Source organism: Enterobacter sp. ENT03 (genome assembly GCF_019218745.1).
GTDB lineage: Bacteria > Pseudomonadota > Gammaproteobacteria > Enterobacterales > Enterobacteriaceae > Enterobacter_D.
In genome coordinates this window covers 784,291-805,820 of sequence record NZ_JAHUXA010000001.1, presented here as the reverse complement: position 1 = coordinate 805,820, position 21,530 = coordinate 784,291, and the positions used below count along the sequence as shown (strand labels likewise).

The 21,530-nt window shown below is 58.2% G+C and carries 18 protein-coding genes; 8 read left to right on the top strand and 10 right to left on the bottom strand.

Annotation, left to right across the window (positions count from 1 at the left end; all coding sequences use genetic code 11):
- Window positions 1-111 precede the first annotated feature (111 nt).
- From potE to kdpF, 9 genes are all read right to left on the bottom strand, one after another.
- A complete protein-coding gene (potE, locus tag KW828_RS03810) occupies window positions 112-1,425 on the bottom strand; it encodes a putrescine-ornithine antiporter (protein ID WP_218335041.1) in 1,314 nt (437 codons plus the stop codon).
- Window positions 1,422-3,620 (bottom strand): ornithine decarboxylase SpeF, encoded by a 2,199-nt coding sequence (speF, locus tag KW828_RS03805; protein ID WP_218335040.1) that lies wholly within the window; start codon window positions 3,618-3,620, stop codon window positions 1,422-1,424. The genes potE and speF overlap by 4 nt, the downstream gene beginning before the upstream one ends.
- A 197-nt stretch (window positions 3,621-3,817) precedes the next feature.
- Window positions 3,818-3,922 carry a leader peptide SpeFL gene (gene speFL, locus KW828_RS03800; protein ID WP_110510109.1) on the bottom strand — a complete coding sequence of 35 codons (105 nt, stop codon included), beginning with the start codon at window positions 3,920-3,922 and terminating at the stop codon, window positions 3,818-3,820.
- 307 nt (window positions 3,923-4,229) lie between these two features.
- Window positions 4,230-4,907, bottom strand: coding sequence for a two-component system response regulator KdpE (gene kdpE, locus KW828_RS03795; RefSeq protein ID WP_218335039.1), 678 nt, complete (start codon window positions 4,905-4,907; stop codon window positions 4,230-4,232).
- Window positions 4,904-7,591, bottom strand: a complete 2,688-nt coding sequence (kdpD, locus tag KW828_RS03790; RefSeq protein ID WP_218335038.1) for a two-component system sensor histidine kinase KdpD — start codon at window positions 7,589-7,591, stop codon at window positions 4,904-4,906. The genes kdpE and kdpD overlap by 4 nt, the downstream gene beginning before the upstream one ends.
- On the bottom strand, window positions 7,588-8,169 hold the full coding sequence (kdpC, locus tag KW828_RS03785) for a potassium-transporting ATPase subunit KdpC (protein ID WP_218335037.1): 582 nt from the start codon (window positions 8,167-8,169) through the stop codon (window positions 7,588-7,590). The genes kdpD and kdpC overlap by 4 nt, the downstream gene beginning before the upstream one ends.
- 11 nt (window positions 8,170-8,180) lie before the next feature.
- Window positions 8,181-10,229, bottom strand: a complete 2,049-nt coding sequence (gene kdpB / locus KW828_RS03780; protein WP_218335036.1) for a potassium-transporting ATPase subunit KdpB — start codon at window positions 10,227-10,229, stop codon at window positions 8,181-8,183.
- Window positions 10,230-10,239: 10 nt separating this feature from the next.
- Window positions 10,240-11,919, bottom strand: coding sequence for a potassium-transporting ATPase subunit KdpA (gene kdpA, locus KW828_RS03775; protein WP_218335035.1), 1,680 nt, complete (start codon window positions 11,917-11,919; stop codon window positions 10,240-10,242).
- Window positions 11,919-12,008, bottom strand: a complete 90-nt coding sequence (kdpF, locus tag KW828_RS03770; protein WP_042392117.1) for a K(+)-transporting ATPase subunit F — start codon at window positions 12,006-12,008, stop codon at window positions 11,919-11,921. The genes kdpA and kdpF overlap by 1 nt, the downstream gene beginning before the upstream one ends.
- Window positions 12,009-12,316: 308 nt before the next feature.
- Between kdpF and KW828_RS03765 the strand changes: the two genes are divergently transcribed.
- The 8 genes from KW828_RS03765 (at window position 12,317) to nei (ending at window position 19,609) form a co-directional block, all read left to right on the top strand.
- Window positions 12,317-12,523: a DUF2517 family protein gene (locus KW828_RS03765; protein WP_218335034.1), complete on the top strand. Its 207-nt coding sequence runs from the start codon at window positions 12,317-12,319 to the stop codon at window positions 12,521-12,523.
- 825 nt (window positions 12,524-13,348) lie between these two features.
- Window positions 13,349-14,305 (top strand): DUF523 and DUF1722 domain-containing protein, encoded by a 957-nt coding sequence (locus KW828_RS03760; RefSeq protein WP_218335033.1) that lies wholly within the window; start codon window positions 13,349-13,351, stop codon window positions 14,303-14,305.
- 12 nt (window positions 14,306-14,317) lie between these two features.
- Window positions 14,318-15,736, top strand: a complete 1,419-nt coding sequence (phrB, locus tag KW828_RS03755; protein WP_218335032.1) for a deoxyribodipyrimidine photo-lyase — start codon at window positions 14,318-14,320, stop codon at window positions 15,734-15,736.
- Between the two features lie 12 nt (window positions 15,737-15,748).
- Window positions 15,749-16,492, top strand: coding sequence for a type 2 GTP cyclohydrolase I (locus KW828_RS03750; RefSeq protein WP_218335031.1), 744 nt, complete (start codon window positions 15,749-15,751; stop codon window positions 16,490-16,492).
- A gap of 14 nt (window positions 16,493-16,506) precedes the next feature.
- Window positions 16,507-17,163: a 5-oxoprolinase subunit PxpB gene (pxpB, locus tag KW828_RS03745; RefSeq protein WP_218335030.1), complete on the top strand. Its 657-nt coding sequence runs from the start codon at window positions 16,507-16,509 to the stop codon at window positions 17,161-17,163.
- Window positions 17,157-18,089, top strand: a complete 933-nt coding sequence (gene pxpC, locus KW828_RS03740; RefSeq protein WP_218335029.1) for a 5-oxoprolinase subunit PxpC — start codon at window positions 17,157-17,159, stop codon at window positions 18,087-18,089. The genes pxpB and pxpC overlap by 7 nt, the downstream gene beginning before the upstream one ends.
- Window positions 18,079-18,825 (top strand): 5-oxoprolinase subunit PxpA, encoded by a 747-nt coding sequence (pxpA, locus tag KW828_RS03735; protein WP_218335028.1) that lies wholly within the window; start codon window positions 18,079-18,081, stop codon window positions 18,823-18,825. Before pxpC ends, pxpA begins: the two co-directional genes overlap by 11 nt.
- Window positions 18,818-19,609: an endonuclease VIII gene (nei, locus tag KW828_RS03730; protein WP_218335027.1), complete on the top strand. Its 792-nt coding sequence runs from the start codon at window positions 18,818-18,820 to the stop codon at window positions 19,607-19,609. The genes pxpA and nei overlap by 8 nt, the downstream gene beginning before the upstream one ends.
- Window positions 19,610-19,765: 156 nt before the next feature.
- Here nei and KW828_RS03725 read toward each other — a convergent pair whose 3' ends face one another.
- Window positions 19,766-21,052 carry a citrate synthase gene (locus KW828_RS03725; RefSeq protein ID WP_218335026.1) on the bottom strand — a complete coding sequence of 429 codons (1,287 nt, stop codon included), beginning with the start codon at window positions 21,050-21,052 and terminating at the stop codon, window positions 19,766-19,768.
- Window positions 21,053-21,530: the final 478 nt, after the last annotated feature.

The window sequence follows — 21,530 nt, the reverse complement described above, 5'->3', positions numbered from 1 at the left end:
GGGTGGCGGCTTCGCCTTACCCGACCTACGGAATGGCAACATCCTGTAGGCCCGGCAAGCGCAGCGCCGCCGGGCGAAAAAAAAGCCTCCCACACCGGGAGGCTTTTTTTATCAGCCGTGCTTATCTTTCAGCTCAAAGCGCGGCGACACCAGCCCGTACAGCGTCCAGCCCATGAACGTTACCATCGCGCCATACAGCATCGCTTCCGGCCCGGAGGAGTAGAGCGCATAGAAGCTGTACAGCGCCCCCAGCAGCGCCACCACGTTGGCAATCTTCGCTTTACGCGGATCCACCTTCGCCACCTTCTGAATGATCACCAGCGCCGCCATCGACAGAATATACGGAATGATGTTAGTCACTACCGCCAGGTTAACCAGCACGTTGAACTGTTTGTTCAGTGACGGGCTGATGGTCATCAGCGATAACCCGCTCTGAATGATGACAATCGTCAGCATCCCTTTCACCGGCGCATCCGCTTTACTCACCTTCGAGAAAATTTTCGGGAAGTAGCCTTCGTCGGCGGAAGATTTGAACACCTGCGCGATAGTGAACTGCCAGCCGAGCAACGAACCGCAGCAGGACATCACCATCAGCCCCATAATCACTTTCCCGACGCCTGGCGTGAACATCTGCGAGAACGCCAGCCCGAAAGGCGCGGTGGAGTTTGCCAGATCCATGTTCGGCACAATGCCCGCGATCACGTTAGTCGATACCACGTAAATCACTGCCGCCCCCAGCGTACCGCCCATCACCGCGATGGGGACATTGCGTTCCGGGTTTTCCACCACGTCGGTGTTGGCGCAGGCGGATTCCAGCCCCAGAAAGGCCCACAGCGTCATGGCAATCGACGAGCCAACCGCATCAAAGAACGGCACCTGATGTGGATTCCAGGACTGAGCGTACATCTCCGGGCTGAACCAGAACCAGCCGATCACCGACAGGCCGATCACCGGAATAATCACCCCCCAGATGGTGATACTGCTGAGCTGCCCGGTAATGCGCGCGCCGCCAAAGTTCGCCACGGTGCAGATCCACAGCACGCAAATGGTGGCGATACCGATCTGGATCGGGCTGAGCGTGGCCCCGAGCAGCTCGCTGCCGTAGCCGACGGCGGAAATGGCGATGGCGACGTTAGCAATCAGCAGCGACACACCATAGGTGTAGTTCGCCATAAAGTTGCCGGACTTGCCGAACGCATATTCCGCATAGCCGCCCATGCCGCCTGACTTGCGGCTGAACATCCCGCATTTGGCGAACGCCCACGCCAGCGCTGTGGAGCCGACCGCCGTCACCAGCCAGGAGATAATCGAGATGGTGCCGACTTCCGCCAGTTTAGTGGGCAGCATAATAATGCCGGAGCCCATCATGTTGACCATCGTCAGAATAGTGAGCTGCACAACGCCCATCTTGTTGGATTTGCTCATAAGGTTTCCCCTTTAAACAGCGCCGGTTCAGCGGTTTGCGGCTTAATGACGTAGCACCAGACCTGTTTGCGCCCGTCGATCTCTTTCAGGTATACGCCTTGTAATTCCGGCGCAAAGCCCGGCAGCAAATTGATGCCTTCTTCCAGCGCAGCGAAGTAATGCAGCACCGCGCCGCCCCACACCTCGCCGGGAACCACGCACAGCACTCCCGGCGGGTAGGGGAGCGCGCCTTCCGCGGCAATTCGTCCCTCGGCATCGCGCAGCGACACCAGCTCCACGTCGCCACGGATATAGGCATAGTTCGCCGCCTGCGGATTCATTTTCACCACCGGGAAGTGATCTTTACGGAACATCTCTTTTTGCAGCTGTTTGACGTTGTTACGCGCATAGAGATCGTGCATCTCCTGACACAGCTGGCGCAGCGTGTAGCCTTCATATCGCTGCTGATGCTGGCGATAGAGCGACGGTAGCACCGCCTGTAACGGCGCATCGCTTTCCAGCAGCTTCTCGAACTGCACCAGTTGCGACACCAGTTGCTGGAGCTTGCCCATGCCTTCCGCCGGGGTGAGCAGGAAGAGGATCGAGTTCAGATCGCACTTCTCCGGCACGATGGCGTTCTCACGCAGATAGTTCGCCAGAATGGTCGCCGGCACGCCAAAGCTGTCGTACTCGCCGGTGCGGGCGTTGATGCCCGGTGTGGTGAGCAGCAGTTTGCACGGATCGACAAAATACTGGTGCGGCGCATAGCCCTCAAAGGCATGCCAGTTTTCTCCCGGCACAAAATGGAAGAAGCGCAGATCGCGGCAGATTTCGTGCGTTTCGAAGGTTTCCCACGGGCGGCCATCAACGGTGGCAGGCACAAAGGGGCGAATGAACTTGCAGTTTTGCAGGATCATTTTGCGCGCTTCCACGCCCTGTTCGACGCAGCGCATCCACATCCGTTTGCCGCTTTCGCCCTCATGCATCCGGGCGTTAACGTCCAGCGCGGCAAACAGCGGATAAAACGGGCTGGTGGAGGCGTGCATCATAAAGGCATTGTTCAGGCGTTTATGGGGCACATAGCGCGGTTGCCCTTTGATGTGGCTGTCTTTTTTATGGATTTGCGAAGTCTGGGAAAAACCGGCCTGCTGTTTATGCACCGACTGGGTGACCAGAATGCCCGGATCGTTTTCATTCAGTTCGAGCAGCAGCGGCGAGCAGTCGGCCATCATCGGGATAAACTGCTCGTAGCCGACCCACGCCGAATCAAACAGAATGTAATCGCACAGATGCCCGATCTTATCCACCACCTGCCGCGCGTTATAAATGGTGCCGTCGTAGGTGCCAAGCTGGATCACCGCCAGACGGAACGGGCGGGGCGTATTCCTGTGTTGCGGCGCGACGTCTGCAATCTGCTCGCGCAAATACGTCTCTTCAAAACAGTGGGCGTCGATGCCGCCGATAAAGCCGTAGGGGTTACGCGCCGTTTCCAGATAGACCGGCGTCGCGCCAGCCTGCAGCAGCGCGCCGTGGTGGTTAGATTTATGGTTATTACGGTCGAACAGCACCAGATCTCCCGGCGCCAGCAGCGCGTTCAGCACCACTTTATTGGACGACGAGGTGCCGTTGAGCACGAAATAGGTTTTATCGGCGTTAAAGACTTTTGCCGCGTGCTGCTGGGCAATGCAGGGCGCGCCTTCATGGATCAGCAAATCGCCCATCGCCACGTCGGCATTACAGAGATCCGAGCGGAACAGCGTCTCGCCAAAGAAATCGACAAACTGATTCCCGGCGGGGTGGCGGCGAAAAAATTGTCCGCCCTGATGGCCGGGGCAATCAAAGGCGCTATTCCCCTGTTTTACATAATCCACTAATGCGCTGAAAAACGGCGGACGTAAAGCCCGCTCATATTTCTGCGCAGCCGATTCAAGCTGGCGACCATAATAATCATGACAGGCATCCTGATATTCAAATACTCCCTGAATACGCGCCAGATACTCTGCCGGTACAAATTCGCCTTCGTGACTGACGACAAAAAGTGGAATACCAAAACCGGTTTCTTCTATTTCTTCGACGATGCCTTTATAAATATCGTTAATGGATAAGACGACGGCGGCGACATCCATATAATCGGTGTCGGCCACATTCACTATTTCACGCTGCGTGGTGAAACAGTCCGGACAGGCGCGGCTGACCGCAATTTTTAAGCGTTGCATATTCATTCCTTGTTTTAAAGGGACAGGGCGTCCCGCAACTCCCGTAAAGGGAATTGAGATAATTTTTAAATAAGCGTCAGCGCCGGAGAATAAGCTCCAGTGAAAACGTTATTTTATTTATGTAGGGCGTGCACGAACCCGGACGTCAGCGTATTTGCTGAAATCAGGAAAAGAGAGCAGGCCCGAAACCGGAACGGTTATCGGGCGTTAAAGAAATGAAAGTCGAAGCTGTTACGGTGGGCAAACATCATAATATGGGTAGTGCGTCTGATATGTGGCATCAGCCTGCTGTTGTTTTCCATAATAAAATCCTTTTGCTGTTTGAAAGCGTGGTCATTTTATCCTGGAAATGGGCTAAGTCTGTGAGGATGATCAATATTAATGGCGCAAATCAGAAATAATTAGTCAGTAAAAGTGAATAACGTAGTGTGTATCACTACAAATGTATAAAAGGTTAATTAGATGTTAGAAATTTAATTTTGTTACCTTTTGCAGAACTATTCATTTATTTAAAATATGAGGCGTGCGGGAGGTAAATATATGAATAAAGCGGAGGGGAAATGTGTGTTTTTATTCATCTGCAAGTAAACAGGCGTTAACAACAGCCGTTTACAGCATAAAACGATAGCCGATACCGGTTTCCGTTAACAGATGACGCGGGCGTGCCGGATCGCTTTCCAGCTTCTGGCGCAGGTGGCCCATATAGATGCGCAGATAATGACTGTGCTCGACGGCATTCGGTCCCCACACCTGGCTTAACAGCTGGCGCTGGGTCAGCACTTTGCCGTGGTTATTTAACAGCACCGCCAGCAGGCGAAATTCAATGGGCGTCAGGTGGATCTCTTCTTCATTGCGCGTTATGCGCCGCGCCGCCAGGTCGACCTGAATATCGGAAAAGCTTACCAGCGGATCGCTTTGCCGCGTGCCAGCATGACGACGCAGCGCCACCCGCAGGCGCGCCTGTAATTCGCCAATACCAAACGGCTTGCTGAGATAATCGTCGGCACCGGCATCGAGGGCGGCGATTTTGTCGCTCTCCTCAATGCGCGCCGACAGTACCAGCACCGGCACCTGGCTCCACTGGCGCAGATCGCGAATAAAATCGATGCCGTCGCCGTCCGGCAGACCGAGATCAAGGATCACCAGATCGGGCTTGCGGGTGGCGGCTTCTAACAGGCCACGCTGCAAGGTCCCGGCGTCGTAAACGCGCAGGCCATCGGCCTCCAGCGCGGTGCGCAGAAAGCGGACAATAGCCTGTTCATCTTCAACAATCAGTACGCTTATCACAGATCCTCGGGGAGTTCAGTCAGGGCCGGGGGCGCGCCCTGCGGCAGTGTAACACAGAAGCAGGCGCCGCCTTCCGGACGGTTCGCGGCGGTAATAGTGCCGCCGTGCACGCTGACAATCGCCTGGCAAATCGCCAGTCCCAGCCCGACGCCGGGAATAGCCGACTCTTTATGACCACGGGCAAATTTATCAAAAATGCTCGCCTGTTGCCCTTCAGGAATGCCAGGGCCGTTATCCCACACCGCCAGCCGGAAGGTATTCTCTTCCACATGAGCGGAGATGCCGATCTGCGCCGTTGGCCCGGCGTATTTCAGGGCATTTTCCAGCAGATTAATCAGTACTCGTTCAAACAGCGGCCCGTCGATCTGCACCAGCATCAGCGGATCGGGCATCTCAAGGGCGATCTGCCGACTGCCGGGCAGCGGCTCCAGGGTGCGCAGCGCGCTGCCGATCACCTCTTCCAGCGTCAGCCACTCTTTTTTCAGGTTAAAACCGCCGGACTGAATGCGCGCCATATCCAGCAGATTATTCACCAGCCGCGTGGTGTTCAGCACATGCTGGCGGATTTCACTGGCCTGTGTGGCGTGGGGCGAGCCTTCGCTGGCCAGATCCAGCGTCAGGATCTCCGCCTGGCCGAACAGCACCGTCAGCGGCGTACGCAGATCGTGGGACAGCGCCGCCAGCAGCGCATTGCGCACGCTTTCCCGCTCGCTCGCCAGCCGGGATTGCTGCTCGCTGGCGGTAAGCGCCAGTCGCTCAAGGGCGTTCGCCACCAGCAGGGTGAAGGTTTCCAGCAGGCGTTGCTGTTCGGGGATCATCAACTGGCGCAGGCTGGCAGGCTCCACCACCACCAGGCCGCGGGTTTTATCGGCGCTTTTCAGCGGCAAAATCTGATAGGGCACGCCGGGCAGCGTATCGGTGCCCGCGCCCGCTGGCTGCCCTTTGCTATAACTCCACTGGGCGATGGCGTCATCCCAGGGCGTCAGACCCGGCTGGCGGGTGAGGGCGGTGAGCGCGCCGTCAGGTCCGGCGATCAGCAACTGGCTTTGGGCGTGGAAAGTCGAGCGGATGAACGCCTCGCTGGTGGCGGCGATGTCGCGCTCGTTACGCCCGGCGGCCAGCGCTTTTGACAGCTCATACAAATGCCGGGTGCGCTGCTCGCGATACCGCGCCACCCGCGCCTGATAGCGCACGCCAGCGGTAAGATTACCAATCACCAGCCCGACGGTGAGCATCACCCCGAAGGTCAGCAGATACTGCACATCCGATACCGCCAGCGTGCCGCGCGGGGCGATGAAAAACAGATCGAAGCTGACGACGTTGAGTACGGTTGCCAGCACCGACGGCCAGCGGCCATAAAACAGCGCGACGATCACCACTCCCAGCAGGTAGAGCATCACCAGATTGGCGGCGTCGAAGGCCATCAGCCACTGACTGGCGATCAGCGTGATCAGCGCACACAGTCCGGCAGCCACCAGCGTACCGGTCAGCTGAACGCGCCAGCGATCCAGCCACGGACGGCTGTCTGCGGGGCGGGCGGCGGCGGGCGCAGGTTTGTCTTCAAGGGCGACGATCATTAAATCGAGATCGGGGGCCAGACGCGCCAGTCGTTCGGCAAAGGTTTCATGCTGCCAGAAACGGCGCGCGCTGCGGCGACCGGTGATAATTTTGCCGAGATTATGCTCCCTCGCGTAACGCACAATCGCTTTTTCCTGCTGCGGATCCGCAAGCGTAGCGGTTTCAGCCCCCAGCTCCTGAGCTAAACGTAACGTGCTGAGAATGGCGCGGCGCTGCGCTTCCGGCAATTTGTGCAGCCCTGGGGTTTCGACGTACACCGCATGCCACTCGCTGCCGAGTCTGGCCGCCAGCCGCGCGGCGGTACGCACCAGCTTTTCATTGCCGCTGCCATGGCCGATGCACAGCAAAATGGCATCCCGGGTGTGCCAGACTTTTTCCTCGCCGGGGCGACCGCGAAAGGCGCGCATTTGCGAATCGACCCGATCGGCGGTACGGCGCAGCGCCAGTTCACGCAGCGCAATCAGATTACCTTTGCGGAAGAAGTGTTCGATGGCGCGCTCGGCCTGGCCGCCAAAATAGACCTTGCCGTCGTGCAGACGCTGACGCAGATCGTCCGGCGGCAGATCCACCAGCACCACTTCGTCGGCGGCATCAAAAAAGGGATCCGGCACGGTTTCCCGCACCTGGATCCCGGTGACGCCGCTGACCACATCGTTAAGACTTTCCAGATGCTGCACATTGACGGTGGTGAACACATCAATGCCCGCTTCCAGCAGCTCTTCGACATCCTGCCAGCGTTTCGGATGGCGTGAGCCGGGCGCGTTGGTATGCGCCAGCTCGTCCATTAAAATCAGCGCTGGACGCCGCGCAAGGGCGGCGTCCAGGTCAAACTCATCCAGCTCCCGCCGCCGGTGAGCGATACGGCGGGGCGGCAGTGTCGCCAGCCCGTCGAGCATCGCGGCGGTTTCCTGACGGCCATGGGTTTCCACCACGCCGATGAGAATATCCAGCCCCTGCGCCCGCAGACGCTGCGCTTCTGCCAGCATGGCGAAGGTTTTGCCGACCCCGGCGCAGGCGCCAAAAAAGACCTTTAGCTTGCCGCGATGGGGAGTAGCGGCCTGCTCCAGCAGGCGGTCGGGATCCGGGCGCAACGGCTCGTCTGTCATTCGGGATTATCCTTAAGCGCGTCCAGCGCGAGGTTTAACTCAACGATATTCACCACCGGCTCACCGCTAAAGGCGATCAGCGGTTGCTGCGTATGGCGTTCGACTAACTGCGAAATCACCTGCGGCGACACGCCGCGAGCCTTTGCCACGCGCGGGATCTGCCAGCGAACCGCGGCTGGCGACAGGCCGTAATCCAGCCCGCTCGCCGAGGCGGTGACCAGTTCCACCGGCACGCGCGCATCCGCCTGCGGATTGGCCGCCCGCAGCGCGGCGACACGTTCGCGGATGGCCGTATCCAGCGCCGGATTGCTGGCGGCCAGATTACTGCCGCCGGACGCCAGCGGATTATAAGGCGAATCTGACGTTACAGAAGGGCGACCGTGAAAATATCCCGGCGCGCTAAAGTTCTGCCCGATCAGCCGTGAGCCACGCACGTCATCTTCCACGCGGATCAGCGAGCCGTGCGCCTGGTCGCGGAACCACCACTGACCGAGCACGGTAGTCACCAGCGGGTACAGCCCGCCGGTGATCAAGGTTAAGAATAACAACAGCAGGACAGCAGGACGTAAAACAGCCATTTTCAGGATCCTTACACCAGACCGGTGAGCGACAACAGCAGATCAATCAGCTTGATGCCGATAAAGGGCACCACCAGACCGCCGAGGCCGTAAATCCACAGATTACGGCGCAGCATGGCGGAGGCGCTCAGGGGTTTATAGCTCACGCCTTTTAGCGCCAGCGGAATCAGAAACACGATGATCAGCGCGTTAAAGATCACCGCGCTTAAAATCGCCGACGCCGGGGAGTGCAGGTGCATCACATTGAGCGCATTTAACTGCGGATAGGTCACCGCGAAGGCCGCCGGAATAATGGCGAAATACTTCGCCACGTCGTTGGCGATACTAAATGTGGTGAGCGAGCCGCGCGTCATCAGCATCTGTTTACCGATATGCACCACTTCGATGAGCTTGGTGGGGTTGGAATCCAGATCCACCATGTTGCCCGCCTCTTTTGCGGCCTGGGTACCGGAGTTCATCGCCACCGCCACATCTGCCTGCGCCAGCGCCGGGGCATCGTTAGTGCCGTCGCCGGTCATCGCCACCAGCCGGCCATCAGACTGATACTGGCGGATCAGCGCCAGTTTCGCTTCCGGCGTCGCTTCTGCGAGGAAATCATCGACCCCCGCTTCGGCGGCAATCGCCGCGGCAGTCAGCCGGTTATCACCGGTGATCATCACCGTTTTGATCCCCATGGCGCGCAGCTGGGCGAAACGCGCTTTGATGCCGCCTTTCACAATATCTTTCAGCGCGATCACGCCGAGCACCGTGGCGCCATCCGCCACCACCAGCGGCGTCGAGCCCTGACGGGCGACCGTTTCCACCAGTGCATCGACATCCGGTGGGAAGTGACCGCCGTTGGCCTCGATATGGCGGCGCAGCGCATCTACGGAGCCTTTGCGGATCAGGCGATCCTGAATATTGATGCCGCTCATGCGCGTTTGAGCGGTGAAGGGCACAAACGTGGCGTTCAGGCTCTGAATATCCCGCTCGCGCAGATTGAAACGCTGACGGGCGAGGATCACGATGCTGCGGCCTTCCGGGGTTTCATCCGCCAGCGACGAGAGTTGCGCGGCGTCGGCCAGCGCCCGTTCTTCCACGCCGTTGACCGGCAGGAAAGCAGACGCCTGACGGTTGCCGAGGGTGATGGTGCCGGTTTTATCCAGCAGCAGCACATCGACATCGCCCGCCGCTTCCACCGCGCGGCCGCTGGTGGCGATGACGTTCGCGCCCAGCATGCGGCTCATCCCCGCCACGCCGATGGCGGATAACAGCCCGCCGATGGTGGTCGGGATCAGACACACCAGCAGCGCTACCAGCACCGTCACGCTGACCGCCGTACCGCCGTAAGCCGAGAACGGCCACAACGTCGCCGTTGCCAGCAGGAAGACGATAGTCAGCGCCACCAACAGAATGGTCAGCGCGATTTCGTTCGGCGTTTTGCGGCGTTGTGCGCCTTCCACCATGGCGATCATCCGATCAAGAAAGGTTTCGCCTGGGTTAACGCTGCACTGGATCACCAGCCAGTCGGAAAGAATGCGTGTCCCGCCGGTGACTGAGGCAAAATCGCCGCCGGATTCGCGGATCACCGGGGCGGATTCGCCGGTAATGGCGCTTTCGTCCACCGACGCACCGCCTTCGATCACTTCACCGTCGCAGGGGATAATGTCCCCGGCTTCCACCAGTACAATATCGCCTTTGCGCAGATCGGCAGCGGGCACCTGATCCTGCTGCGCATCATGACGCGGGGCGCGCAGTTTGCGGGCAAACGCCGTTTTCTGCACCCCTTTCAGGCTGTTGGCCTGCGCTTTACTGCGGCCCTCCGCCAGCGCTTCGGCAAAGTTGGCGAACAGCACGGTAAACCACAGCCAGACGCTGATGGTGCCGGTAAACCCGGCGCTGCCCGCCAGATGCCCGGTCGCCATCGCCACGCACAGCAGGGTGGTGAGCACGCTGCCCAGCCAGACCATAAACATCACCGGGTTACGCCACTGCGCACGCGGGCTTAATTTGCGAAAAGACTCTAAAAGTGCCTGACGAACCAGCGCGGGTTCGAGCAGGGCAAGTTGCTTGCGGCTCATAATGTGCGCCTTAACGTAAGGAAAGATGTTCTGCGACCGGGCCTAAGGCCAGCGCGGGAATAAAGGTCAGCGCACCCACCAGCAGCACGGTGCCGATCAGCAGACCGACAAAGAGCGCGCCGTGGGTCGGCAGGGTGCCATTACCGGCGGGCTGGCGTTTTTTCATTACCAGCGATCCGGCGATAGCCATGACCGGGATGATCACCCCAAAGCGTCCGACGAACATGCATACCGCCAGCAGACAGTTCCAGAACGGCGTGTTGGCGCTCAGTCCGGCAAAAGCGCTGCCGTTATTGTTGGCGGCGGATGACACCGCATACAGCACTTCGCTGAAGCCGTGCGTACCGGGATTTAACATGCCTGCGCGTCCGGCTTCGGTCATCATCGCCAGCGCGGTGCCGAGCAGCACCAGCAGGGGCGTGACGAGGATCGCCAGCGCGGTCATTTTCATCTCCCGCACATCGATTTTCTTGCCGAGGTATTCCGGCGTGCGGCCAATCATCAGCCCGGCGATAAACACCGCCAGCAGCACGAACAGCAACATCCCGTACAGGCCGGAACCGACGCCGCCGAACACCACTTCGCCGATCTGCATCAGCCACAGCGGGATCATGCCGCCCAGCGCGGTAAAGGAGTCGTGCATGGCGTTCACCGCGCCGCAGGAGGCCGCCGTAGTGACGACCGCATACAGGCTGCTCGCCAGAATGCCGAAGCGACTCTCTTTGCCTTCCATATTGATGTGGCTGTCAGCGCCGAACGCCGTGAGGTGCGCATTACCGTGCAGCTCCGCCCACATCACCAGCACCACGCAGACCACGAAGATGATCGACATCGCCCACAGGATCATATGTCCCTGGCGTTTATCGCCTACCGCCTCGCCAAAGGCGAAGCACAGCGCGGCGGGGATGAGAAAGATCGCCAGCATCTGCACCAGGTTGGTCAGCGCGGTGGGGTTTTCAAACGGGTGTGAGGAGTTAGCGTTAAAGAAACCGCCGCCGTTGGTGCCCAGCAGTTTGATGGCTTCCTGCGAGGCGACCGGTCCCATCGGCAGCATCGACTTCACGCCCTCCAGCGACGTAAATGGCTGATAGTGATCGAAATTTTGCAATACGCCCTGTTGGATGAAGAACAGCGCCAGCAGCAGCGAGAGCGGCAGCAGGATCCACAGGGTAATGCGCGTCAGATCGACCCAGGCGTTGCCCAGCGTGTTAACACTCTGTTGGGCGAAGGCGCGGATCAGCGCAAACAGCACGGCGATACCGGTGGCGGCAGAGAGGAAATTCTGCACCGTCAGGCCGACCATCTGACTGAAATAGCTCAGCGTGCTTTCACCGGCATACGACTGCCAGTTGGTGTTGGCGACAAAACTTACCGCGGTATTCAGCGCCAGATGCCATGAGAGGCCGGGCAGTTGCTGCGGGTTCAGCGGCAGATGATCCTGCATCATCAGCATCGCGAACAGCAGCGCCAGGCCGCACAGGTTGATCGCCAGAATGGCGAACAGATATTGCCGCCAGTTCATTGGCGAGGGCGTGATGCCCAGCCCGCGCCACAGCACCTTTTCGAGCCCGCCCGTTCCTGCGAGCGGCGTACCGCGCACCATCGTTGCCAGCACGCCGCCAAGCGGTCGCGCCAGCACCATCAGCACCAGCATAAAGCTGGCGATCAGTAAAAACGCCTGCGCCGCCATCAGAAGGCCTCCGCGTTAATCAGGGCGTAAACCAGATAGCCCAACAACAGGAAAACCAGTACCACACCGGTTATTACGCCTGCACTCACAATCCACCTCCAGGTGTCTTTTGTTAACGCAGTGAAGGTAAGATTTTCGGTGCAAAGATTTCGCAAAAATCAGGCGGGCGGGTGTAAAAAAAGTATAAAAATGATGAATGCCACAATTTAACTATGGGTTAGTATTTATTTAACTATTTTGTAACTTAATTACGGGGTGCTTTGTAAATGTTGTCTAAATAAGTGAAAATTAGTGGTCGGATGAGTAGTAAAAGTACAAACAAAACGGTACTATTTTAACCAGTTCAGCAGATTCATTTTTACGGTGAATGTTACCGACCAACAAAAGGGGGAAGCTTATGTCTTTATATCGGGAATATCCTGCATATGTCATTTTCGTACGCCGCGCTTTCGCCATTGCGGCAGGCATCATCGCGTTACCGGTGATGTTGTTCTGGAAAGATCGTGCACGTTTTTACAGCTATCTGCACCGCGTCTGGGCGAAAACCAGCGATAAGCCGGTGTGGATGGATCAGGCCGAGAAAGTCGCCTGCGATTTCTACTAAGCAGCAAAGCGCACACAGCAAACTACAAGCCCATGTGGCAAAAAAAGAAAAACCGCCAAATCTGATTTGGCGGTTTTTTTATGCCCCTGGGATTCGCGGTCCGTTGGGGGAGTACAAGCACTATTCCGTGCGAAGATTGTTGCGTATGCAGTCCACTGGATCAAGCTACATAGTCTAAATGAATTCCTAAAACTCCACTCACACGCTTACCGGTACATGTGACATTCATTATGATCCAGCGTCCCTTTCCGCCATCTCGCAAATGGGCACCGATCCAGGGAAAGGATTATCCACAACCGTAATCAGGCACTATTCCGTGCTTGCATCCGCCGAAAGATCATCGGTGGTGAGACGGTGGAGCGGTTTTTCAGCAAGGACCGCATAATGAAACGTTACTTTTGTATCGTGTTCATTGTTACCAGCGTGCTGGTGGTAAGAGGCGATAAGCAACCTGACATGGTTATCGCTGCCACTCTCTCGCAGGTCAAGTAGCGCCCAGGGCCGCCTCGTGCGGCCTTTTTTATCTGGCAGAAGACATAAAAAAACCGCCAAACAGAATTTAGCGGTTTTTTGCGTCCCTGGGATTCGCGGTCCATTGGGACTCTGACAAGCATCTCTCAGCTGCTGATTTTTGCGCACAATGTTTCTCTGAGCAAACCTCTTTGACCTGAATGAATTCCTAAAATCCATGTTTACGCCTTGCCTGGCGATGGGTTTGCTGCTTTTACCATCAATCAGCCATTCATCACGTGTTCCACGCCCGCTAACGCGGTATTTTTTAAGCTTCTCAGGCTACACTCATTTTAAGGGCTAAAAGGAGTCGTTATGAGTGAGAAAATCCCGGTTGGCATCAGTGCCTGCCTGTTAGGGGAACAGGTGCGTTTTGACGGTGGACATAAGCGACTGGCATTTGCTGTCGAAGAGTTATCGCCGCTGATGAAGTTTGAACCGGTGTGCCCGGAAATGGCGATTGGCCTGCCGGTGCCCCGCGCCGCGCTACGGCTGGTAAAAACCAGCACGGGCGATATTTCGCTGCGTTTTAGTGACAAGCGTGAAGGCGACCTGACGCAGGAAATGACCGCCTTTGCGGAGAAACGCGTCAGCCAGTTTGATCACCTGTGCGGGTATATCGTCTGCGCCAAATCGCCCAGTTGCGGCATGGAGCGCGTGCGCGTTTACGAAGCTGAAAACAATATCAACCGTAAAGCGGGGCGCGGCATCTACACCGAGGTGCTGATGAAAACCTATCCCTGGCTGCCGGTGGAGGAAGACGGGCGGCTGCACGATCCGCTGATCCGCGAAAACTTCGTCGAGCGCGTGTATGCCCTGCATGAGCTGAACAGCGTTCGTGAGCGCGGCCTGACGCGCGGCGAGCTTATCGCCTATCACAGCCGCTACAAACTTCTGCTGCTGGCCCATTCACAGCCTAAATACCGCGAGCTGGGACGCTTCGTGGCGGCCATTCACGAATGGGCGTCGCTGGAAGCCTGGTTTGTCGAGTATCGCCTGCGGCTGATGGATCTGTTGTCACATCAGGCCACCCGCCGTAATCACACTAACGTGCTGATGCATGTGCAGGGCTATTTCCGCAAACAGCTTAATGCGCGCCAGCGCGAAGAGCTTTCCTCGCTCATTCACCGTTATCGTCAGGGCACGCAGCCGCTGCTCGCCCCGGTCACCTTGCTTAAACATTATATGGCTGAATACCCGGATGCCTATCTGTCGGGCCAGCGCTATTTTGATCCCTGGCCGGAAACGCTTCGTCTTCGCTACGGACATTAATTCAGGAGAGTTATGACCACGCATCTGGTCTGGTTTCGCGCGGATCTCCGCGTGAACGATAATTTTGCGCTCGCGGCGGCCTGCCGCGATCCCCACGCCAGGGTTCTGGCGCTGTTTATTGCCACCCCACGGCAGTGGGAAAATCACTTGATGGCACCCCGGCAGGCGGCCTGTATTCAGGCGCAGCTTAACGATCTGCAACAGGCGCTGGCGGAGCGGGGCATTCCGCTGATTTTCAAAGAAGTGGATGACTTTGCGGCCAGCCAGCAGGCCGTGAAAGCGGTCTGCGAGGCGCATCAGGTCACGCACCTTTTTTATAATTATCAGTATGAAATCAACGAGCGTCAGCGCGATCGCGCGGTGGAAAAATTGCTGCCGGAGGTGGTATTCCAGGGCTTCGACGACAGCGTGCTGCTCGCCCCTGGCAGCGTGGTCACCGGCAATCATCAGATGTACAAAGTCTTCACGCCGTTTAAAAACGCCTTTTTACGGCGGCTGCGTGAGGATCTTCCCGAATGCGTCCCTGCGCCGAAAGTCCGCGAAAGCGGCGCATTAGATGACGATTTAACGCCCATCGTGCTGAACTATCCGCAGCAGGATTTTGATCAGGACCTGTTCCCCGCCAGCGAAAAAGCGGCCATTGCCCGACTGCGGGAGTTCTGCCAGCAGGGGGCGGGGGAGTACGAGGCGCGGCGTGACTTTCCGGCTATCGACGGCACCAGCCGTTTATCGGCTTGTCTGGCGATAGGCTCGCTGTCGCCACGCCAGTGCCTGCATCGCCTGCTGAAAGAGCAGCCCGATGCGCTGGGGGGCGGTGCGGGCGCGGTCTGGCTCAGCGAGCTGATCTGGCGTGAGTTTTACCGTCACCTGATGACCTTCCACCCGGAATTGTGCAAGCACCAGCCGTTTATCGACTGGACGCGGCGCGTGCAGTGGCAGGATAACGTCGCGCATCTTAAGGCATGGCAGCAGGGCAACACCGGTTATCCGATTGTCGATGCAGCCATGCGTCAGATGAATGAAACCGGCTGGATGCACAACCGCCTGCGCATGATCACCGCCAGCTTCCTGGTCAAGGACTTACTTATCGACTGGCGCGCCGGAGAGCGGTACTTTATGTCTCAGTTGATTGACGGCGATCTGGCGGCCAATAACGGCGGCTGGCAGTGGGCAGCGTCCACGGGCAATGACTCCGCGCCGTACTTTCGTATATTCAACCCGACCACGCAGGGCGAGCGATTTGATAAAGACGGTGAATTTATTCGCCGCTATATCCCGGCGCTGGCAAAGGTGCCAGCAGCCGCCCTGCATGAGCCGTGGAACTGGGCCGATAAGCAGGGCGTGACGCTCGATTATCCGCGTCCGATTGTCGATCATAAAAAGGCCCGCGTTGCCACACTGGCGGCGTACGAAGCCGCGCGAAAATCGTAAAGGAGAGAGACGATGAAAAATAGCGAACTGGAAAAACTGATCAACGACAAACTTAACAGTGGCGCGTTCAGCGATTACGGCCCGAACGGCTTGCAGGTCGAAGGGCGCGACACCGTACAAAAAATCGTCACCGGCGTGACCGCAAGCCAGGCGCTGCTGGATGAGGCGGTACGCCTGGGGGCGGATGCGGTGATCGTGCACCACGGCTATTTCTGGAAAAACGAAGCGCCGATCATTCGCGGCATGAAGCGTAACCGCCTGAAAACCCTGCTGGCGAACGACATTAACCTTTACGGCTGGCACCTGCCGCTGGACGCGCACCCGGAGCTGGGCAACAACGTACAGCTGGCGAAGCTGCTCGGCATCACGGTGATGGGGCAGGTGGACGATCTGGTGCCCTGGGGCGAACTGGCGATCCCGGTGCCCGGCCCGGAGCTGGCGTCGTGGATCGAAGCGCGTCTGGGTCGCCGACCGGTATGGTGCGGTGACACCGGGCCGGAAGAAGTGCGCCGCGTGGCCTGGTGTACCGGCGGTGGTCAGGGCTTTATCGACAGCGCCGCGCGCTTTGGCGTGGACGCTTTTATCACTGGTGAAGTCTCGGAGCAGACCATTCACTCCGCCCGCGAGCAGGGCCTGCATTTTTATGCCGCTGGCCATCACGCCACCGAGCGCGGCGGTATTCGCGCGCTGAGCGAGTGGCTGACCGAGAACACCGATCTGGACGTCACCTTTATCGATATTCCTAATCCAGCCTGATGTGAGGAACGAAAGTGCAGCGAGCGCGTTGTTATCTGTTAGGTGAAACGGCTGTCGTGCTTGAGCTTGAGCCGCCGATCACGCTGGCCAGCCAGAAACGCATCTGGCGGCTGGTTCAGCGGGCAATGACCATCCCCGATGTGGTGGATGCCATTCCCGGTATGAATAATGTCACGGTGGTATTGCGCGATCCGCAGGGAAACGCGCTGGACGCCATCGAGCGTTTACAGCGTTGGTGGGAAGAAAGCGAAGCGCTGGAGCCGGAACCGCGCTTTATCGAGATCCCGGTGATCTACGGTAAAGAAGACGGGCCGGATCTGGCGCATGTCGCCAGCCACTGCGGTTTGAGCGAAAAACAGGTGGTGGAACTGCACTCGTCGGTGGAGTACCAGGTGTGGTTTCTCGGTTTTCAGCCGGGCTTCCCGTATCTTGGCAGCCTGCCGCCGCAGCTTATCACCCCGCGCCGTGCGGAGCCGCGCCTGAGCGTGCCTGCCGGATCGGTAGGCATCGGTGGCGAACAGACCGGCATTTATCCGCTGCCGACGCCAGGCGGCTGGCAGCTGATTGGCCGCACGCCGCTGGCGCTTTTTGATCCGCAGAACGCCGAGCCTGTCCTGCTGCGTGCGGGCGACACCATCCGCTTTGTGCCGCAAAAGGAGGGCATATGCTGAAGATTATTCGTGCGGGGATGCTCACCTCTGTACAGGCCGGAAAGCGTACCGGGCTGCGTCAGTCGGGCATCAGCTACAGCGGCGCACTGGATGCGCCAGCGCTGGAAATTGCCAATGCGCTGGTGGGCAACGACGCCGACGCCGCGGCGCTGGAAATCACCCTTGGGCAGTGCGAAGTGGAATTCACCCACGACGGCTGGTTTGCGCTGACCGGCGCAGGCTGCGATGCGCAGCTTGACGGCAAACCGGTATGGACCGGCTGGCGGCATGCCATGACCGCGGGCCAGCGTTTGATACTGAAAAGCCCGCAGCGCGGCATGCGCAGCTATCTGGCGGTGGCGGGTGGCATCGATGTCCCGGAAGTGATGGGCTCGCGCAGCACCGATTTAAAAACCGGTATCGGCGGTTTTCACGGGCGAGCGTTAAAAGATGGCGACAGCCTGCCGGTACTGCCTGCGACCCGCACCTTCAGCGGCCCGCAGGGTGTTAAACAGTTGCTGTGGGGCAACCGCATTCGCGTGCTGCCGGGTCCGGAATATCAGTCCTTTGATAAAAATTCCCAGGATGCCTTCTGGCGTCTGCCGTGGCAGTTAAGTCCCCAGAGTAACCGGATGGGCTACCGTTTGCAGGGCGCGCAACTCACCCGCACCGACACGCGCGAGCTGCTGTCTCACGGGTTGATCCCCGGCGTGATCCAGGTACCGCACAACGGTCAGCCGATTGTGCTGATGAATGACGCCCAGACCACCGGCGGCTACCCGCGCATTGGCTGCGTGATCGACGCGGACATGTACCATCTGGCGCAGATCCGTCTTGGCGATCCGATCCATTTTGTGCCCTGCACGCTGGAAGACGCGCTGAAGGCGCGACGAGAACAACGTCTTTTCCTCGACCAGCTGGCCTACGGAGTGCGCGGTGATCATTGATCTTAATGCCGATCTGGGGGAGGGCGCGGGCTGCGACGCCGGGCTGCTGCAACTGGTTTCCTCTGCCAACATCGCCTGCGGCTTTCACGCCGGGGATGCGCAGATGATGCAGGATGCGGTGCGCGAGGCGCTGAAAAACGGCGTGACCATCGGCGCGCATCCCTCTTTCCCGGATCGGGAAAACTTTGGGCGCACGGCGATGACGCTGCCCCCGGAAACTGTCTATGCCCAGACGCTCTATCAAATCGGCGCGCTGGCGGCGATTGCTAGGGCGCAGGGCGGGCGGGTGCAGCACGTCAAACCTCATGGCATGCTCTATAACCAGGCGGCGCAGGACGCGGTGCTGGCAGATGCCATCGCCCGTGCGGTGCACGATCTGGACCCGGCGCTCATTCTGGTGGGTCTGGCGGGCAGCACGCTGATTGACGCGGGCCAGTATTATGGCCTGCAAACGCGCGAAGAGGTGTTTGCCGATCGGGGGTATCAGGACGACGGCACTCTGGTGCCACGCTCGCAGCCCGGGGCGCTGGTCGGCGATGAAGATCAGGCGCTGGCGCAGACGCTGACCATCATCCAGCAGGGCCGGGTGAAAAGTATTCACGGTAACTGGGTGCCGGTGAAGGCGCAGACCGTCTGCTTGCATGGCGACGGTGAGCATGCGCTGGCCTTTGCGCGCCGTCTGCGACAGGCGTTCGACGCGCACAATATTACCGTATCGGCGGTGTATCATGCCTGAAGGCCCGGAGATCCGTCGGGCGGCGGATACCCTGGAAGCGGCCATCGGCGGCCAACCGCTCACCGACGTCTGGTTCGCCTTTGAGCATTTGCAACCTTATGCCGCTGAGCTGACTGGTCAGCACGTCACCCATATGGAGACGCGCGGCAAAGCGCTGCTCACGCATTTTTCCGGTGGACTTACGCTGTACAGTCACAATCAGCTCTACGGCGTCTGGCGCGTGGTGAAGGCGGGGGAAACGCCGCAGACCACGCGCATTCTGCGGGTGAAATTGCAGACCGCCGGGCGTGCCATTCTGCTCTACAGCGCCTCTGACATTGAACTGCTGACCGCAGAACAGCTGGCCTGCCATCCGTTTTTACAGCGTGTCGGGCCTGACGTGCTGGACATGACGCTGACGGTGGAGGAGGTGAAAGCGCGGCTGTGCTCACCAAAATTCTGCCGACGACAATTTTCCGGCCTGCTGCTCGACCAGGCGTTTCTCGCAGGGCTTGGAAATTATCTGCGGGTGGAGATCCTCTGGCACAGCGGGCTGGCCCCGCAGCATAAAGCGGTGCAACTGGATGACGCGCAGCTGGACGTGCTGGCGCAGGCGTTGCTGGAGATCCCGCGGCTCTCGTACCAGACGCGCGGCAAGGCGAAAGAAAACAAGCATCACGGGGCGCTGTTTCGCTTTAAGGTGTTTCATCGGGCCGGGAAGAAATGTGAGCGGTGCGGGGGGATCATTGAGAAAACCACGCTGTCGTCGCGGCCGTTTTACTGGTGTCCGGGGTGTCAGATTTAACGTGAATTGCCGGGTGGCGGCTGCGCCTTACCCGGCCTACGGTCCGGACTGCACTTGCCGGGTGGCGGCTACGCCTTACCCGGCCTATATGTGAACCGGCCACCTGGCTGAATTCGTAGGCCCGGCAAGCGAAAGCGCCGCCGGGCACCACACACCTTAGCGGTTCTTCACTTCCGATTCGAAATCACGCTGCTCGTAACCGGTGTACAGCTGGCGCGGACGGGCAATCTTAATGCCGTCGTCGTGCATTTCGTTCCAGTGCGCGATCCAGCCAACGGTACGGGCCATCGCGAAGATCACCGTAAACATGGAAGACGGGATCCCCATCGCTTTCAGGATGATACCGGAGTAGAAGTCCACGTTCGGATAGAGTTTACGCTCAATGAAGTACGGGTCGTTCAGCGCGATGTTTTCCAGCTCCATCGCCACTTCCAGCAGATCATCTTTGGTGCCCAGCTCTTTCAGCACTTCGTGGCAGGTTTCACGCATCACGGTCGCGCGCGGATCGTAGTTTTTGTAAACACGATGTCCGAAGCCCATCAGACGGAACGAATCGTTCTTGTCTTTGGCGCGACGCACGAATTCAGGAATGTGCTCAACGGTGCTGATCTCTTCCAGCATTTTCAGTGCAGCTTCGTTCGCGCCGCCGTGTGCCGGTCCCCACAGGGAGGCAATACCGGCCGCGATACAGGCAAACGGGTTCGCGCCAGATGAACCGGCGGTACGCACGGTAGAAGTGGAAGCGTTCTGCTCATGATCGGCGTGCAGCACGAGGATTCGATCCATCGCGCGTTCCAGCACCGGGTTCACTTCGTACGGCTCGCACGGCGTGGAGAACATCATATGCAGGAAGTTGCCGGCATAGGAGAGGTCGTTACGCGGATAAACAAACGGCTGGCCGATGGAATATTTGTAACACATGGCGGCGACGGTCGGCATTTTGGACAGCAGACGGAACGCAGCGATGTCACGGTGGCGCGGATTGTTCACATCCAGCGAATCATGATAGAAGGCCGCCAGCGCGCCGGTAACGCCGCACAGGACTGCCATCGGATGAGAATCACGACGGAAACCGTGGAACAGACGGGTGATCTGCTCGTGGATCATGGTGTGACGAGTAACGATAGTTTTGAAATCGTCGTACTCTTCCTGGCTCGGTTTTTCACCGTACAGCAGGATGTAGCACACTTCCAGATAGTTGGATTCAGTGGCCAGCTGGTCAATCGGGAAACCGCGATGGAGCAGGATACCTTCGTCACCGTCGATAAAGGTGATTTTGGATTCGCAAGATGCGGTAGAGGTGAAACCAGGATCAAAAGTAAACACACCTTTCGAACCAAGACTACGAATATCAATAACATCCTGACCGAGCGTGCCTTTTAGCACATCCAGTTCAATAGCATCTTCACTATTGTAAGTGATGGTTGCTTTCTTATCAGCCATTTACGGTCTCCTTAGCGCCTTATGCTTAAGACTGCTCAGAAGCCGGATTTGCATTCATAGCGAAAATCAATGTTACCAATTTGTTATTTGGCACGACACTCTGCAGAGAGGTGGTACCAGGGTACAGAGCGATGGGCGCTGGCAGGCAAACATTGAAAAACCAGTGAAACAACAGCAAATCAGGGTCTTAGCAGTCCGAATTTGTCAAATCTGTCTATCACTAATAACTGTACTGATAACCCCGGTCAATCCTTCTCACTCTTACATAACTAAATCTCAGGTGAAAGAGAGACCCCATAACTTTTACGAATTATATGCCTTTTCGGCTGTCGTTTGTAACAATAATGTTTAACTTTTGTCAAATCCAATGGTTAAAATTTAAAAATATGTTGTTATCGTGATGACGGTCACTGTTCCGCATAAAACCCGACAAACTATATGTAGGTTAATTGTAATGATTTTGTGAACATCCTATACT

Coding starts and splice junctions, on each gene's coding strand:
- speF (WP_218335040.1), bottom strand. CDS start 3,620: ATGCAACGCTTAAAAATTGCGGTCAGCCGCGCCTGTCCGGACTGTTTC.
- kdpD (WP_218335038.1), bottom strand. CDS start 7,591: ATGACAGACGAGCCGTTGCGCCCGGATCCCGACCGCCTGCTGGAGCAG.
- nei (WP_218335027.1), top strand. CDS start 18,818: ATGCCTGAAGGCCCGGAGATCCGTCGGGCGGCGGATACCCTGGAAGCG.
- speFL (WP_110510109.1), bottom strand. CDS start 3,922: ATGGAAAACAACAGCAGGCTGATGCCACATATCAGACGCACTACCCAT.
- KW828_RS03750 (WP_218335031.1), top strand. CDS start 15,749: ATGAAAAATAGCGAACTGGAAAAACTGATCAACGACAAACTTAACAGT.
- kdpB (WP_218335036.1), bottom strand. CDS start 10,229: ATGAGCCGCAAGCAACTTGCCCTGCTCGAACCCGCGCTGGTTCGTCAG.
- potE (WP_218335041.1), bottom strand. CDS start 1,425: ATGAGCAAATCCAACAAGATGGGCGTTGTGCAGCTCACTATTCTGACG.
- pxpC (WP_218335029.1), top strand. CDS start 17,157: ATGCTGAAGATTATTCGTGCGGGGATGCTCACCTCTGTACAGGCCGGA.
- kdpC (WP_218335037.1), bottom strand. CDS start 8,169: ATGGCTGTTTTACGTCCTGCTGTCCTGCTGTTGTTATTCTTAACCTTG.
- kdpA (WP_218335035.1), bottom strand. CDS start 11,919: ATGGCGGCGCAGGCGTTTTTACTGATCGCCAGCTTTATGCTGGTGCTG.
- KW828_RS03760 (WP_218335033.1), top strand. CDS start 13,349: ATGAGTGAGAAAATCCCGGTTGGCATCAGTGCCTGCCTGTTAGGGGAA.
- KW828_RS03725 (WP_218335026.1), bottom strand. CDS start 21,052: ATGGCTGATAAGAAAGCAACCATCACTTACAATAGTGAAGATGCTATT.
- KW828_RS03765 (WP_218335034.1), top strand. CDS start 12,317: ATGTCTTTATATCGGGAATATCCTGCATATGTCATTTTCGTACGCCGC.
- phrB (WP_218335032.1), top strand. CDS start 14,318: ATGACCACGCATCTGGTCTGGTTTCGCGCGGATCTCCGCGTGAACGAT.